This window comes from Altericista sp. CCNU0014 (assembly GCF_044923475.1).
GTDB lineage: Bacteria > Cyanobacteriota > Cyanobacteriia > Thermosynechococcales > Thermosynechococcaceae > JAAURS01.
In genome coordinates this window covers 3,972,539-3,987,231 of the sequence record NZ_CP137338.1, presented here as the reverse complement: position 1 = coordinate 3,987,231, position 14,693 = coordinate 3,972,539, and the positions used below count along the sequence as shown (strand labels likewise).

Genomic DNA, 14,693 nt, shown 5'->3' with positions numbered 1-14,693 from the left:
ATGACATGACCGTTCGCGCGTTTTCAATCGTGAATTTTTTCCGCAAAGACCTGTTGCCGTTTCTGGCAGATTTCGGTCTGGCGATCGTGCTGCTGTTGGCGATCGCCCTATTCAGCATTTCCGGTACCGTCATCGAACAGGGACAGCCCGTCTCGTTTTACCAAGCGAACTATCCCGAGAATCCGGCTTTGTTTGGCTTTTTAAGCTGGAAAGTGCTGCTCAACTGGGGTCTCAACCATGTTTACTCCACCTGGTGGTTTTTGTCGCTGCTGATCCTATTTGGATTGAGCCTTGCGACCTGTACCTACAGCCGTCAGATTCCGGCCCTCAAAGCCGCGCGCGCTTGGAAATTTTACGATCGCCCGCGCCAGTTCGAAAAACTGGCCCTGAGTACGACCCTTCCGTCAGCGTCTTTAGCTGGATTGGTGCAGGGGCTCGAGCAAAAGCGCTACAAAGTATTTCAAGCCGACAACGCGCTCTACGCTCGCAAGGGTTTAGCCGGACGGATCGGCCCTATTGTGGTTCACGCCAGCATGATCTTAATTTTGCTGGGTTCCATTTGGGGATCGTTTACGGGTTTTATGGCACAGGAGATGGTCCCCAGCGGCGCAACTTTTAGTGTTAAAAATATTGTCGAAGCTGGCGCTCTAGCTCAGTCTCGCATTCCAAAAGACTGGTCGATGAAGGTGAATCGGTTTTGGATCGATTACACCAACAGCGGCGATATCGATCAGTTTTACTCGGACCTATCGGTGCTAGATGCTCGGGGTCGAGAAGTCGATCGCAAAACCATTCACGTCAATCAGCCGCTCAAGCACGACGGCGTGACGGTATATCAAACGGACTGGGCGATCGCCGCTGTCAAGGTCCGCGTCAACAATAGCCCCATCTTTCAGCTTCCCATGGCGCGTCTTCCCGTCTCTGACGGTCGGATCTGGGGTACCTGGGTTCCCATCAAGCCAGACATGAGTGCCGGAGTGGCGCTGATCGCGCGGGACCTTCAAGGTACTGTGGTCATTTACGACACGGCTGGTAAGCTCGTCGGTTCTTTGCGAAATGGCATGAAGCTAACAGTGGAAGGCGTCGAACTCTCCCTCATTGACATTATTGGGAGTACGGGGTTGCAAATTAAAGCAGATCCCGGTATTCCCTTTCTCTATACTGGGTTTGGCTTGCTGATGCTGAGCGTTCTCATGAGCTATATCTCTCACTCTCAGGTATGGGCGCTCACTGAAGGTGGCATCCTCTACGTTGGAGGGCGGACGAACCGCGCTCAAATTGCCTTCGAGCAAGAATTGGTTGAGATTTTGGATCGAGTCGAACCTGTGCTGTCTGCACCAGCCCTAAACGCAGATCCCGTCGCGGCAGCTGTGGAATAGCGGGGTTCGATTGAGTTCTAACATTGAGGGATTGCCGATCGACTTTTTATGCAAAAACAACCGCTGGACGAAGAACAAATGGCCCGGTTGCGTTCCGAGGCCGCGGCTCCCGGCAGGGGATTCAGACGCTTTTTTTACGTTGCGCTCGCGGGTTCGGCGTTTCTGGGAGCGTTCGTGTTTTTAATGAAGGCGATCGCCGGAGAGAACCTAGTCGAAACCCTGCCCAACCTTCTGTTGCAGGTCGGCGTGGGGATTGGTCTAGTCTGGCTCTGGAGACGAGACGGCTCTTCTGAGTAACGCGCTTCCCGCAATGCAAACGACCTCAGATCATGCGCTGCTCGATCGCCCAGCGGGCTAGTTCCGTCCGGTTGTGCAATCCGGTTTTGCCCAACATATTGCTGACGTGACTTTCGACCGTGCGCTGGCTCACGCTGAGGCTTTCCGCAATTTCCCGATTGGCCATGCCTTTGGCAACCATTTGAATGACGCGCTGCTCCGTTGGGGTAAGCTCCACATCAAAGGGGACGTGAACCGAAACCGCACTGCCGACATTCGGTCCCTGCATCTGACGCATCCGCGACGCTTGATTTAAAGATGCCTCAATTTGAGCGACCAGTTCGTCGGGTTCGAAGGGCTTCACCATATATACATCTGCCCCCTTGCTCAGGCCCGCAACTCGATCCTGAATTTGCCCCTTTGCCGATAGAAACAAAATGGGGAGCCAGTTGGTCTGGGGATTTTCCCGGACCTTTTTAACAAAGGCATACCCATCCATCTCCGGCATCATCACGTCGCAAATAATCAGTTTGGGAATGTCTTTTTCCAAGACTTTTAGCGCATCTCGACCGTTCTTGGCCGTAATGACGATGTATCCTCTCAGCTCTAAATAATCCTTGACGAGGAGGACTAGGTTTGGATCGTCATCGATCAACAGCAGCGTGCTGGTTTCGGTGGCGTGGTTGGCTTCCATTCTTTAGAGGTTCCGCAGAAAATTGCAGTGCTTTAGTTGACTCGAGGCAAGCGATATCGATCTTTAGTGTATGGTTTTTCTTTGTCGCGGCACAGCGACGGGTCAAAAATTCTACGTTTTTCGTAAATTTGAATCGATAAATGTTTCGCTATTCCGTTAGCTACGCTTAGAATACCCGCTTAACCCAAAAAGCCCTCATTATCCTGGGCGTTATTACTGAGACCGCTTTGTTTTTGTCAGCATCCTAAAGTAAACCGCTAGAAAAACGGCTGAAGGGTTGCCATAGACTCTTCCTCGACGCGCTGTTGCTCGGCGCGCTGCTGCTTGGCGCGATCTAATGAACTCCATACCTCTTGCAACAAGGAATCGAGGTGCTGTTGGGCGATCGCAGAAATAGCCAGCACGTCCTGCCCGCAACAAGACTGAAGGTCTGCACGGATTTCAGCTAGCACTTGCGGGGCGATCGCATCGGTCTTGTTGAGCGCCACAATTTGGAGGCGTTTTTCCAACCCGTGCCCGTAGGCTTCAAGCTCTTGCTGAATCACCCGGTAGTTTTGAATGGGGTCGGGGGCTGTCGCATCGACCAGATGGACCAAAACGTGGGTTCGCTCGATATGCCGCAAAAACTCGTGCCCTAAACCAGTTCCGGCATGGGCACCCTCAATCAGTCCCGGAATATCGGCGAACACCACGCCATCGCCGCTGGGATGAGGGACGACGCCTAAATTTGGAACGAGGGTTGTAAACGGGTAATCTGCAATTTTGGGTCGCGCGGCCGATAGAACCGAGATCAGAGTTGATTTACCCGCATTGGGTAGCCCGATAATGCCCACTTCTGCCAGCAGTTTTAGCTCTAGCCGGAGACTGCGTTCTTCTCCAGGCAACCCCGGCAGGGCGTGTTCTGGCGCGCGGTTTCGATTGGATAGAAAATGCTTGTTGCCGAGCCCGCCCTTTCCGCCTTGGGCGATCGTAAGCTTCTGATCCGGTTCGGTCAGGTCCCCAATACATTCGTCCGTATCGTTGTCATAGATAACCGTACCGCAAGGCACATCCACGATCAGGTCGGCGCCCGCAGCTCCCGTCAAATTCTTAGGCCCGCCCCGCGTTCCATCCTGAGCGGCAAAAATATGGACGAAGCGAAAATCGAGAAGGGTTTGCAGGTTAGGCACGGCTCGAAAAATTACCGCTCCACCCCGTCCGCCATTTCCACCGGCAGGCCCGCCCGCAGGGACGTACTTTTCGCGACGAAAGGCAACCATGCCATCCCCACCTTTCCCACCTTTGACATAGACTTCAGCTCGATCGATAAAACGCATTGCAGTTAATTAATTTCCTTAGGCCCAACGATCGCGCAACCGGACAACTGCCATCGGCTGCAACAAACTTGGGACGAATTGAGCTTGATACTCCTAATCTATAGTAGCTTCCAACCGCCTGTAACAAAAACGATCGACAAACCCTCTGTCTGTCGCGACAGGATGTTTGCCGATCGTTTTGAAGCAATTCTTAGAGAAGAGAGCGACGATCGCCCTAGGGCGCAGTTTTTGCAGCAGTTGGAGGGGGGGAGGCAGTTTTACTAGAACTCAACAGCGCTTGGTAGCTAACCTTGGAAATTTGACGAATGAGTTCCTGCGCCCTGGAGTCATTGTGAGGGCGTTTGACGAAGATGGCGGCGACGTAGCGCTGTCCGTTGGGCATCCCCACTAATCCCGCATCTCCCACCACCGAGCCGATATCGCCCGTTTTGTGAGCGATCGTCGCGCCTTCGCCCAAGCCGGGGGGTAAGAGCGTATTGGTTACAGTTCGCCGCAGCGTATCTAAAACGAGATCGCGGCTGCGGGGCGTGAGCAGGTCGCCTTGGCCGATCTTGAGCATGAGGGTCGAGAGATCCTTTGGGGTAACCGTGTTGGTACCTTTTAGATCTGGTAATACGTTCTGTAGGCTGGTCTGAGTCAACCCCCAACCTCTAAAACGCTGGTTGAGGGCCGTCATACCGCCAAGCCGATCGATCATCATATTGGTAGCGGTATTGTCGCTGATCGTAATCATCTTGTCGGCGGTTTCTAGAGCGCTAAACTTAGTGCCGACTGGCAGGTACTGCATCACCCCTGCTTCGGAGGCGATCAGCTCCTTCCGCATCGCGAGCATTTCATCTAAGCGGATCTGTCCCGCATCGATCGCTTGGAAGAACGCAACCAGGATGGGGAGCTTAATGGTGCTGGCTGCTGGAAAGGCGCGATCGCCAGCGACGTCGAGGTAAGCACCATTCTCGGGATTGTAGAAGAACATCCCCGCCTCTAAATCTTTTTGCGCTGCGGCAAGGGCCTGAATTTTGGCTTTCGCCTCTGTAAGCTCTTTGCCAGGATTCAGAACGGGTACCGTCGCCCCAAAGTTTGCGATCCCTGCGCTTCCGCTCGCTCCTCGATCGCCAGAAACTAGGTTGGATGGACTGAGCAGATTGAGAGCCTGTTTGCTGCCAGCTAAGGTTCCTGAAGGGGGTTCGGGGTGCAAAATAGCAAGGGCCGTGCCAGCCATCGCTGACATTCCCAACCCTAAAAAGCCGAGCCTCAAAACGTTTTGAATCCAATTCGGCTTCCGCTGAGGTCGACTGGTCCGCGCTCGATTTCTAGGAGAAGGCGTTGCTTTCTGGTCAGTCCTTTGCCCGTCTGAAGCGAACGACTGACTGTCTCTGCGCGCCGTTGCCGAACTTCGACTGGTGGGGAGACCGAGCTGAACCGACCGCTGCTGCGCTCGCGGGTTTACCAATCCCTCTGGCGATTGGATTGAGGTTGCATTCGCGCGCCGCTTTGCGATCGGACTCTTTGGCCGCAGGCTTTGCGGGTGCAGATTTTGCGACTGCTGGCGCACTCGCTTCTGGGCAGCTTGCCGTCGCTGCTTTAAAAGCTGCCGCCGCTGTCCAACGCTGAGGGGTTTTCGAGCGTATTCTGCCACTACTGCTATCTCCTTACTCTTTGGCACAGACGGGCCACTCAATGACCCAGAACGAAACAGTTACAAACCCATTAAACCGTCACCGATTGCGATCGCTCAGCTAAAACCAAGCCTTGGCAATCTTACGCTAAACAATGAATATAAGACGCTATCCAGCAAAGATAGCGCTTGAGACCCTCATTTTATATATCCTTGCTCATTGTGACTAGAGGGTCGTCAAAGTTTTTCTTTCAGAAGCAAGGATGCGCCTAATTTTTAAATTTTGTCGGCAAGTTGACAGAACAGCCGAAAAACCTCAAACTGTGAGGTGAAAATTTAGACAATTCAATCAAATCGAGCCGATAGCCTCAGCGCGTCAAAAAAACGTTCCATTCATTGCAGGCTCAGCCTTATTGTCGGGTGGGCGATCCGTAAAGAAGTGAAACGGTAGATTGTCAAAAGTCTAGGGCGGGGGCCAAGTTATATACATTGCGGACATTTGTGGTGTTTGAAGGAGCGACAACAGAATGCTGAATGCCGTTGACTTAGAGGGTCGGCCTTTTCATTTTATCGGGATCGGTGGGATCGGCATGTCTGCCATAGCTTATATTTTGACGAAGCGCCACTTACCCGTTTCAGGCTCGGACGTTCGCAATACGCACATTACCCAAAAGCTTCAAACCCTCGGCGCTCAAATTTTCTGGGAACAAAATGCTGAAAACTTAGATTACTTTCAGCGACCTCAGCAGGTTCTGTCTTCGACCTCCGATCCCGAAAAAGCTGGGGCGACAGAGACGGCAGTCTTACCCCAAGTGATCTGCTCGACAGCCATTCAGCCCAGCAATCTAGAGTATCAAGCTGCCGTTCGGCTGGGATGCCCTATTTTTCATCGTTCCGATGTGTTGGCGGCACTGATTGGCGAATCGGCAAAAAGCGTTGCTGTCGCTGGAACCCACGGTAAAACGACGACGAGTAGCCTGATTGGATATTTATTGGTTGAAGCGGGTCTAGATCCCACAATTATAGTGGGCGGAGAAGTTGCCGCTTGGGAAGGAAATGCTAGAGTCGGTCAAAGCCCCTATCTCATTGCAGAAGCGGATGAGTCGGATGGATCTTTGGTTAAGTTTCATTCCCACATTGGCGTGATTACCAATATAGAACTCGATCACCCAGACCATTATTCAACGTTGGATGAGGTGGTTCAAATTTTCCAGGCGTTTGTCGATCGCTCTCACCACATGGTGCTTTGTATCGACTGCGAAACGACTCGAACCCGCATCGAGCCTAACTCGGCAGGCGGTTCGATCTCAACCTACGGCCTGAATCGGGAGCTAAACCCTGACTACACAGCAGATTCGATAGTCTACGGTTCTGCCCAAACGACCGCCGCGATTTATGAAAAAGGCCAACTTTTGGGGCAGCTTTCCTTTAGCCTACTGGGCTGTCATAACTTGAGCAATGCCTTAGCGGCGATCGCCGTCGGGCGGCGCTTGGGTCTATCCTTTGAAACCATAGCGACCGCGCTCCAAACCTTTGAAGGTGCAAGGCGTCGGTTCGAGCATCGCGGCGAAGCCAACGGCATCAGTTTCATCGACGACTACGCCCACCATCCCAGCGAGATTCGCGCTACGCTCGCCTCCGCCAAGCTGCGCGCCGCCGCTCGGGATGCCAATCGAAGGGTGGTTGCCGTTTTTCAACCCCATCGTTACAGTCGCACCCAAACATTTCTAGAAGAATTTAGTCGGGCCTTTGACGATGCAGATTGCGTGATTGCAATGGATGTCTATAGTGCGGGAGAGGCCAAACCTGCCGATATGAATGGCGCTAACGTTGCAGCGGCGATCGCAGAACATCACGGCAACGTGTCCTATCAAGAAACGCTTGTCGATGTTGCAGCCTACCTCAAAGCAACGCTCAAGCCCGGCGATTTGGTCGTTTTTTTGGGTGCTGGAGATCTGAACCGAATTATTCCCGAGGTGCTCGTCCACTTTCAACAGACCGCAGCAGACCGCGCCGAGGTAGCCCTGCGATGATCCTCACCCACCCGGAGCGCCTCTACATCCCCTCAGGCGACTGTTACCTTGAGGCAAATTTTAGGCTGGCAGAAATGACCACCTATCGCGTCGGTGGGCCTGCGCAGTGGTTTATTGCACCCCATTCCCTCGACCAACTTCAGGCAAGCGTTCAGTGGGCCTCCAGCGAAGGGCTTCCCATTACCGTGCTGGGGGCAGGCTCAAACCTGCTGATCAGCGATCGCGGACTGCCGGGCCTCGTGATTTCAACGCGCCACCTGCGCGACCAGACGTTTTGCGAAGAAACCCAAACCATTACGGTTGCGGCAGGCAAACCCCTCCCCCGGCTCTGCTGGCAGCTCGCAAAACAGGGCTGGGCCGGACTGGAGTGGGCCGTCGGCATTCCTGGAACGATTGGGGGTGCGGTTGTGATGAATGCAGGGGCTCACGGCGAATCTATATCGGACTCCTTGGTAGAGGCGATCGTCCTCGAACCGGATGGAACCCAACGCAAACGCTCCAATGCCGAACTGGAATACAGCTACCGTTCCTCAACGCTTCAGGGCGGGCAATCCATCGTTCTGAGTGCAACCTTTTCCCTTCAGCAAGGTCAATCCGCCGAAGCGGTGCAGGCAACCACGGAATCGCACCTCAACCATCGCCTGGGCACGCAACCCTACGATCTTCCCAGTTGCGGCAGCGTTTTTCGCAATCCACTCCCCAAAACAGCCGGTTGGCTGATCGAAAATTCCGGCTTGAAAGGTTTTACGATTGGAGGCGCTCAAGTTGCCCTAAAGCACGCAAACTTCATTGTCAACCTCGGCAATGCGACAGCTTCCGATATCTACGCCCTGATTTTCCACATCCAAACGCAAATCGAAAATCGTTGGGCTTTGAAGCTTCGTCCCGAAGTCAAGATTTTAGGAAACTTCGATCGAGCGGCTTAGGACAAGTCCAAGTATCATAGAAAAAGTCTCGTGCAGAAATTCTGCCGCGTTGAAGAACGCTTAAGACTCGTATCAACCCCATTAAAGACAACGAATTATGTCACAAGGACAGGGATTTGGATTCGGCCTCGGCAAGATGAAAGAGCTTGCGGACGCGATCAAGAAAGCGCAGAAAGTTCAAGAAGGAGCTAAACAGCTTCAAGAAGATCTAGAACAGATGCAAATTGAAGGCGAAGCTGGCGGTGGGTTAGTCAAAGTGGTGATGAGCGGAAATCAAGAACCTCTTCGCGTCGAGATTTCCGAGCAAGCTTATGCCGAGGGTCGGGAAATCCTTTCCGATTTAGTGTCTGCTGCGATGAAAGATGCTTACGTCAAATCGACGGATACCATGCGCGAAAGAATGGAAGACCTCACCGCCGGCCTGAATCTACCAGGACTGACGGGATAGGGTCTCGTGCAAGAAGCGCCTTGTCCGCTCGATCCGAGATCGACTGCTCGCCGATTTGACAGAGTGATACATAGCTCGATATAGTTATCATTTGGAAGAAAAAACAGTCCTCTGAGAGATAAGCCAATCCTAACCCATGCCCACCATTCAGCAACTCATTCGCAGCGAACGCGAAAAAGCGATCAAGAAAACAAAATCACCAGCTCTTAAGAGTTGCCCGCAGCGTCGGGGGGTTTGCACTCGTGTGTACACGACAACGCCAAAGAAGCCTAATTCAGCTTTGCGTAAAGTTGCTCGGGTTCGCTTAACTTCAGGGTTTGAGGTTACGGCTTACATCCCTGGCATCGGGCATAACCTACAAGAGCACTCTGTTGTTATGATTCGCGGCGGTCGGGTCAAGGATCTGCCTGGCGTACGCTATCACATTATTCGCGGTACTTTAGATACATCTGGTGTGAAAGATCGCAAGCAGGGTCGCTCCAAGTATGGTGCAAAGCGTCCCAAAGCCAAGTAAATAGTCGCATCGATCGATCGCCGCTGTTTTGTCCGCCATCGCGCAACGTTCGATCCAAAACAACACCAAAGCAATTTCTCGGTTGCTTCGATCTCGAATCTCAAATATTTAACTTTTTGCCTGAGGTTCAAGAGCGCGCTCGCTCTTCTCTCGTTTTGACGTCTGTGCTTGATTATTACCTGTAGATTATAAATTGAAGGTCGTCCATGTCTCGTCGTAACCGTGCCCCGAAGCGTCCAGTCCCCCCCGATCCGGTTTACAATAGCCGCCTGATTAACATGGCGATTCGTCGCATCATGTACAGCGGCAAGAAGTCAGTTGCTTCAGGGGTGCTCTATGACTCTCTTAAAGTCATTGAAGAACGAACGGGGCAAGATCCGCTAGAGGTTTTTGAAAATGCGGTTCGCAAAGCAACCCCTCTTGTAGAGGTAAAAGCCCGTCGCGTGGGTGGTGCAACGTACCAAGTGCCGATGGAAGTTCGGACCGATCGCGGTGTTGCGCTGGCACTGCGATGGATTATTCAATATTCGCGCGCGCGGTCGGGTCGCTCCATGGTTGCCAAACTCGCCAACGAATTGATGGATGCTGCCAACGATACGGGCGGAGCAATCCGGAAGCGCGAAGAAACTCACAGGATGGCTGAGGCAAACAAAGCTTTCGCCCACTATCGCTACTAGTCGCAACGGTCTCGAGAGACCGACTAGAATTAGTCTAAGAGGATTTTCGATCCTTTTGTGTCAATCGATCTGCCAAGACACTAGGAGGTAGAGGTGGCCCGTTCGATCCCGTTAAACAAAGTGCGCAATATTGGTATTGCTGCTCATATTGATGCGGGGAAAACGACGACAACCGAACGCATCCTCTACTACTCCGGCGTGGTTCACAAGATCGGCGAGGTTCACGATGGCAACACCGTAACCGATTGGATGGAGCAAGAGCGGGAACGGGGCATCACCATTACCGCTGCTGCCATTACCACCAGTTGGAAAGACCATCAAATCAATATTATCGATACCCCAGGACATGTGGACTTCACCATTGAGGTGGAGCGCTCGATGCGGGTCTTGGATGGGGTCATCGCCGTATTTTGCTCCGTAGGTGGGGTTCAGCCTCAGTCGGAGACGGTTTGGCGACAGGCGGATCGTTACAAAGTGCCCCGGATTGTCTTTGTGAATAAGATGGATCGCACGGGAGCGGATTTTTATAAGGTTTACGGGCAAATCCGCGATCGCATGAGGGCCAATGCGGTCCCGATCCAAATCCCGATCGGTCAGGAGAGCGATTTGCGCGGCATCGTGGATCTCGTCAAGATGCGGGCGTATCTCTACAACGATGACATCGGCAATGATATTTCGGAAGTTGACGTTCCCGAAGAAGTCAAAGAAAATGCAGAAATTTTTCGGCTCAAGCTGATCGAATCCGTTGCTGAAACCGACGATGCCCTGACGGAAAAATATCTGGAAGGGGAAGCTCTGACAGAGGCGGAAATTCGGCAGGCGCTGCGAAAAGGGACCATTGACGGCACTATCGTACCGATGTTGTGCGGCTCTGCCTTCAAAAATAAGGGCGTTCAGCTTTTGCTGGATGCAGTTTTAGATTATCTTCCGTCTCCCCTTGAAATTCCCCCTGTGGTCGGGATGCTGGAAGATGGCGCTGAGGCTTTGCGCCATGCCGATGACGAGGAACCTCTGTCTGCCCTTGCTTTTAAGGTGATGGCCGATCCCTACGGTCGCCTGACATTCGTGCGCGTTTATTCTGGCATCCTCAAGAAAGGGACCTACGTTCTGAATTCTTCCAAAAACAAAAAAGAACGAATTTCCCGGTTGATCGTGCTAAAGGCAGACGATCGCATTGAAGTGGACGAGCTTCGGGCAGGGGATCTGGGCGCAGCTTTGGGGCTGAAAGACACCTTTACCGGCGATACCCTTTGCGACGACAGCGCCCCCATTATCTTAGAATCCCTCTTCATTCCGGAGCCAGTGATTTCGGTGGCGGTAGAGCCAAAAACAAAGCAAGATATGGAGAAGCTGTCTAAAGCCCTCCAATCGCTCTCGGAGGAAGACCCTACGTTTCGCGTGAGCGTAGATTCAGAGACAAACCAAACCGTCATTGCCGGGATGGGCGAACTGCACCTTGAAATTTTAATCGACCGGATGCTTCGAGAATTTAAGGTGGAAGCGAACGTAGGCGCACCTCAAGTTGCCTACCGCGAAACCATTCGCAAGGCTGTCAGGGCAGAAGGTAAATTCATTCGTCAAAGCGGCGGCAAAGGTCAGTACGGCCACGTTGTGATCGAAGTCGAACCCGGCGAAGTTGGGTCTGGGTTTGAGTTTGTGTCTAAAATTGTAGGGGGTACCGTTCCAAAAGAATATATTGGCCCTGCTGCCCAGGGTATGAAAGAAGCCTGCGAGTCTGGTATCCTAGCGGGCTACCCCTTGATCGATATCAAGGCAACCATGGTGGATGGTTCTTACCACGATGTAGACTCTTCTGAGATGGCCTTTAAGATCGCCGGATCGATGGCTATTAAAGAAGCAGTCATGAAAGCATCTCCAGTGCTGCTGGAGCCGATGATGAAGGTTGGGGTCGAGGTGCCCGAAGACTTTCTCGGTGGCGTCATGGGCGATCTCATCTCGCGGCGCGGCCACATTGAGGGCCAAACCGTAGACCAAGGGCTGGCGAAGATTACTTCAAAGGTACCCTTAGCCACCATGTTTGGATATGCTACAGATATCCGGTCTATGACCCAGGGTCGCGGCATATTCTCGATGGAGTTTAGTTGCTACGAGGAAATTCCTCGAAGTGTCGCTGAAGCCATCATCGCGAAAAACAAAGGGAACGCATAATCATCGAAGAGGAATAGTTGAGTCATCATGGCACGCGCTAAATTTGAACGAAATAAACCCCACGTCAACATTGGAACCATCGGTCACGTCGACCACGGGAAAACAACCTTGACCGCAGCGATCACCATGTCTTTGGCTGCGATCGGTCAGGCTCAGGCCAGAAAGTATGACGAAATTGACGCGGCTCCCGAAGAAAAAGCGCGTGGGATTACGATCAACACGGCCCACGTTGAGTACGAAACGGCCAATCGTCACTATGCCCACGTGGACTGCCCCGGACACGCTGACTATGTCAAAAACATGATCACGGGTGCGGCGCAGATGGATGGGGCGATTTTGGTGGTATCTGCGGCAGACGGCCCCATGCCTCAAACCCGCGAACACATCCTTCTAGCCAAGCAGGTTGGCGTTCCTAGCCTGGTCGTGTTTATGAACAAGCAGGATCAAGTGGATGACGACGAACTCCTCGAGTTGGTCGAACTCGAAATTCGCGAATTGCTCAGCAGCTACGACTTCCCCGGCGATGACATTCCGGTCGTTGCAGGTTCTGCCCTCAAAGCCGTAGAAGCGTTGACTTCCAACACGAAGCTGAAGCTTGGCGACGATGAGTGGGTCGATAAGATCTACAAGCTCATGGAAGAAGTGGATGCCTACGTGCCCACTCCCGAGCGCGATGTGGACAAGCCCTTCCTGATGGCCATTGAAGACGTGTTCTCGATTACGGGTCGGGGTACTGTTGCCACGGGTCGGATCGAGCGCGGGAAAGTTAAGGTTCAAGACGAAGTGGAAATCGTCGGGATTCGCAATACTCGCAAGAGTGTCGTAACCGGGATTGAAATGTTCAAGAAGTCCTTGGATGAAGGAATGGCAGGCGACAACGCGGGCATTCTACTGCGGGGGATTCAGAAGGAAGATATCGAGCGCGGGATGGTCATTGCTAAGCCCGGTTCGATTAAGCCCCACACTGAGTTTGAATCTGAAGTTTACGTGCTTAAGAAGGAAGAAGGCGGACGTCACACCCCGTTTTTCCCCGGCTACCGCCCTCAATTCTACGTGCGCACCACCGATGTAACCGGAACCATCAGCACCTTCACTGCCGATGACGGCAGCGAAGCTGAAATGATCATGCCGGGCGATCGCATTAAGATGACCGTTCAGCTCATCAACCCCATCGCGATCGAGCAAGGGATGCGCTTTGCCATTCGCGAAGGTGGCCGTACTATTGGTGCGGGCGTCGTGTCTAAAATTATCAAATAGTCGATCCAGATCGTTCCGGCTAAAACGTTCCGGCCCGATCGTTCGGGATGGGCTAAGCGATATGAAAAGACGCTGCGAAGCAGCCTAAAAGCTGTTTTGCAGCGTTTTCCTCCGAACCTTGAAAATCAAAACGAGAACTTGGTGATATGTCAACGTCAACTTTGCAACAGCAAAAGATTCGAATCCGTTTGAAAGCCTTCGACCATCGATTGCTGGATGCATCCTGCGAAAAGATTGTAGAAACTGCGAAGCGTACTGAGGCCACCCCCGTCGGGCCGATTCCTTTGCCGACTCGCCGCCGCATTTACTGCGTCCTGCGATCGCCCCACGTCGACAAAGACTCGCGAGAGCATTTTGAGACCCGCACCCACCGCCGCATTATCGATATTTACCAACCTTCTCCTAAAACGATCGACGCGCTGATGAAGCTCGATCTTCCCTCTGGTGTAGATATTGAAGTAAAGCTTTAGTCGCAACCAGCGCCTTCGGTTCCAAACGCCACAGCAGCTCAGAACTTTAAAGGGTTCTGGGCTGTCGTTTTGAGTCTTCTTATCCTCAGAGATCTTAAAGATCCGGCATTTTATCGATCCTGTCCCCTCGGTACCGAAAGATGGGCTAGAGTAGGAGAGAATATACCCCTACGGATTCAAAAATAGAGCTTCTAGCATGGCTTTCTCCTCATCTATTGCCGTTCGCGAACTGCCTATCTTCCCTTTGCCGGAGGTAGTTCTATTTCCGGGCCGTCCGCTACCGCTTCATATTTTTGAATTTCGCTACCGCATCATGATGAATACGATTTTGGACAGCGATCGCCGGTTTGGGGTGCTGATGTGGGATCCAGTTCAAGGTCGAGCCGTAACGGTGGGTTGCTGTGCCGAGATCGTCAAGTTCGAGCGCATGCCTGACGATCGCATGATGGTGGTGTGCTTGGGGCAGCAGCGATTTCGAGTGTTAGATTATACCCGCGAAAAACCCTATCGGGTCGGTTTAGTAGAATGGGTCGAAGATCTTCCCCAACCCAAGGATCTCAGATCTCTCGCGAGAGAAGTCCAAGACTTACTGGGCGATGTCGTCAAGCTCTCGGCTAAGTTAACGGAGCAGGACATCTCCCTGCCCGACGATTTACCCGATCTGCCTACGGAATTATCCTACTGGGTTGCCAGTAATTTCCACGGCGTTGCGCCAGAGCAACAAGCATTGCTGGAAATGCAGAATACTGCGGAGCGGTTGGAGCGAGAGGTAGAAATATTGACCTCCACGCGCAATCATTTAGCCGCGCGTACCGTTCTTAAGGATACATTGGGCGAGACCGAAGCTTAAAGTAGAGCCTTAAGTTCGAACCCAGCAGAAGTCCGATTTACAAATTTCGATCTGAGAGATATTGCGAGT

14 protein-coding genes are annotated in these 14,693 nt (G+C 52.6%); 11 read left to right on the top strand and 3 right to left on the bottom strand.

What is annotated here, in order from left to right:
* Positions 1-5 precede the first annotated feature (5 nt).
* Entirely contained in the window at positions 6-1,379 is a 1,374-nt protein-coding gene (locus tag R6H26_RS19065; RefSeq protein WP_404784659.1) for a cytochrome c biogenesis protein, read from the top strand.
* A gap of 48 nt (positions 1,380-1,427) precedes the next feature.
* Positions 1,428-1,676 (top strand): DUF3493 domain-containing protein, encoded by a 249-nt coding sequence (locus R6H26_RS19060; RefSeq protein WP_404784657.1) that lies wholly within the window; start codon positions 1,428-1,430, stop codon positions 1,674-1,676.
* Positions 1,677-1,701: 25 nt separating this feature from the next.
* Here R6H26_RS19060 and R6H26_RS19055 read toward each other — a convergent pair whose 3' ends face one another.
* From R6H26_RS19055 to R6H26_RS19045, 3 genes are all read right to left on the bottom strand, one after another.
* Complete coding sequence (locus R6H26_RS19055) at positions 1,702-2,349, bottom strand: response regulator transcription factor (RefSeq protein ID WP_404784656.1); 648 nt, start codon at positions 2,347-2,349, stop codon at positions 1,702-1,704.
* Between the two features lie 257 nt (positions 2,350-2,606).
* Positions 2,607-3,665: a GTPase ObgE gene (gene obgE, locus R6H26_RS19050; RefSeq protein WP_404784654.1), complete on the bottom strand. Its 1,059-nt coding sequence runs from the start codon at positions 3,663-3,665 to the stop codon at positions 2,607-2,609.
* 214 nt (positions 3,666-3,879) lie between these two features.
* Positions 3,880-5,301, bottom strand: a complete 1,422-nt coding sequence (locus R6H26_RS19045) for a serine hydrolase (RefSeq protein ID WP_404784652.1) — start codon at positions 5,299-5,301, stop codon at positions 3,880-3,882.
* A 506-nt stretch (positions 5,302-5,807) separates the two neighbouring features.
* On the opposite strand from R6H26_RS19045, the gene murC reads away from it, so the two are divergent.
* The 9 genes from murC (at position 5,808) to R6H26_RS19000 (ending at position 14,624) form a co-directional block, all read left to right on the top strand.
* Positions 5,808-7,313 carry a UDP-N-acetylmuramate--L-alanine ligase gene (murC, locus tag R6H26_RS19040; RefSeq protein ID WP_404784651.1) on the top strand — a complete coding sequence of 502 codons (1,506 nt, stop codon included), beginning with the start codon at positions 5,808-5,810 and terminating at the stop codon, positions 7,311-7,313.
* On the top strand, positions 7,310-8,239 hold the full coding sequence (gene murB / locus R6H26_RS19035; protein ID WP_404784649.1) for a UDP-N-acetylmuramate dehydrogenase: 930 nt from the start codon (positions 7,310-7,312) through the stop codon (positions 8,237-8,239). Before murC ends, murB begins: the two co-directional genes overlap by 4 nt.
* A 97-nt stretch (positions 8,240-8,336) precedes the next feature.
* The gene (locus R6H26_RS19030; protein ID WP_404784648.1) at positions 8,337-8,687 is read left to right on the top strand and encodes a YbaB/EbfC family nucleoid-associated protein; all 351 of its coding nucleotides are present in this window, start codon (positions 8,337-8,339) and stop codon (positions 8,685-8,687) included.
* 136 nt (positions 8,688-8,823) lie between these two features.
* On the top strand, positions 8,824-9,201 hold the full coding sequence (rpsL, locus tag R6H26_RS19025; protein WP_404784646.1) for a 30S ribosomal protein S12: 378 nt from the start codon (positions 8,824-8,826) through the stop codon (positions 9,199-9,201).
* Positions 9,202-9,407: 206 nt separating this feature from the next.
* The gene (gene rpsG / locus R6H26_RS19020) at positions 9,408-9,878 is read left to right on the top strand and encodes a 30S ribosomal protein S7 (RefSeq protein ID WP_404784645.1); all 471 of its coding nucleotides are present in this window, start codon (positions 9,408-9,410) and stop codon (positions 9,876-9,878) included.
* A 93-nt stretch (positions 9,879-9,971) separates the two neighbouring features.
* Positions 9,972-12,047: an elongation factor G gene (gene fusA, locus R6H26_RS19015; protein ID WP_404784644.1), complete on the top strand. Its 2,076-nt coding sequence runs from the start codon at positions 9,972-9,974 to the stop codon at positions 12,045-12,047.
* A 27-nt stretch (positions 12,048-12,074) separates the two neighbouring features.
* The gene (gene tuf, locus R6H26_RS19010) at positions 12,075-13,304 is read left to right on the top strand and encodes an elongation factor Tu (protein ID WP_404784642.1); all 1,230 of its coding nucleotides are present in this window, start codon (positions 12,075-12,077) and stop codon (positions 13,302-13,304) included.
* 146 nt (positions 13,305-13,450) lie between these two features.
* The gene (gene rpsJ / locus R6H26_RS19005; protein ID WP_404784641.1) at positions 13,451-13,774 is read left to right on the top strand and encodes a 30S ribosomal protein S10; all 324 of its coding nucleotides are present in this window, start codon (positions 13,451-13,453) and stop codon (positions 13,772-13,774) included.
* A 196-nt stretch (positions 13,775-13,970) separates the two neighbouring features.
* Positions 13,971-14,624, top strand: coding sequence for an LON peptidase substrate-binding domain-containing protein (locus R6H26_RS19000; RefSeq protein WP_404784640.1), 654 nt, complete (start codon positions 13,971-13,973; stop codon positions 14,622-14,624).
* The last annotated feature ends 69 nt before the right edge of the window (positions 14,625-14,693 follow it).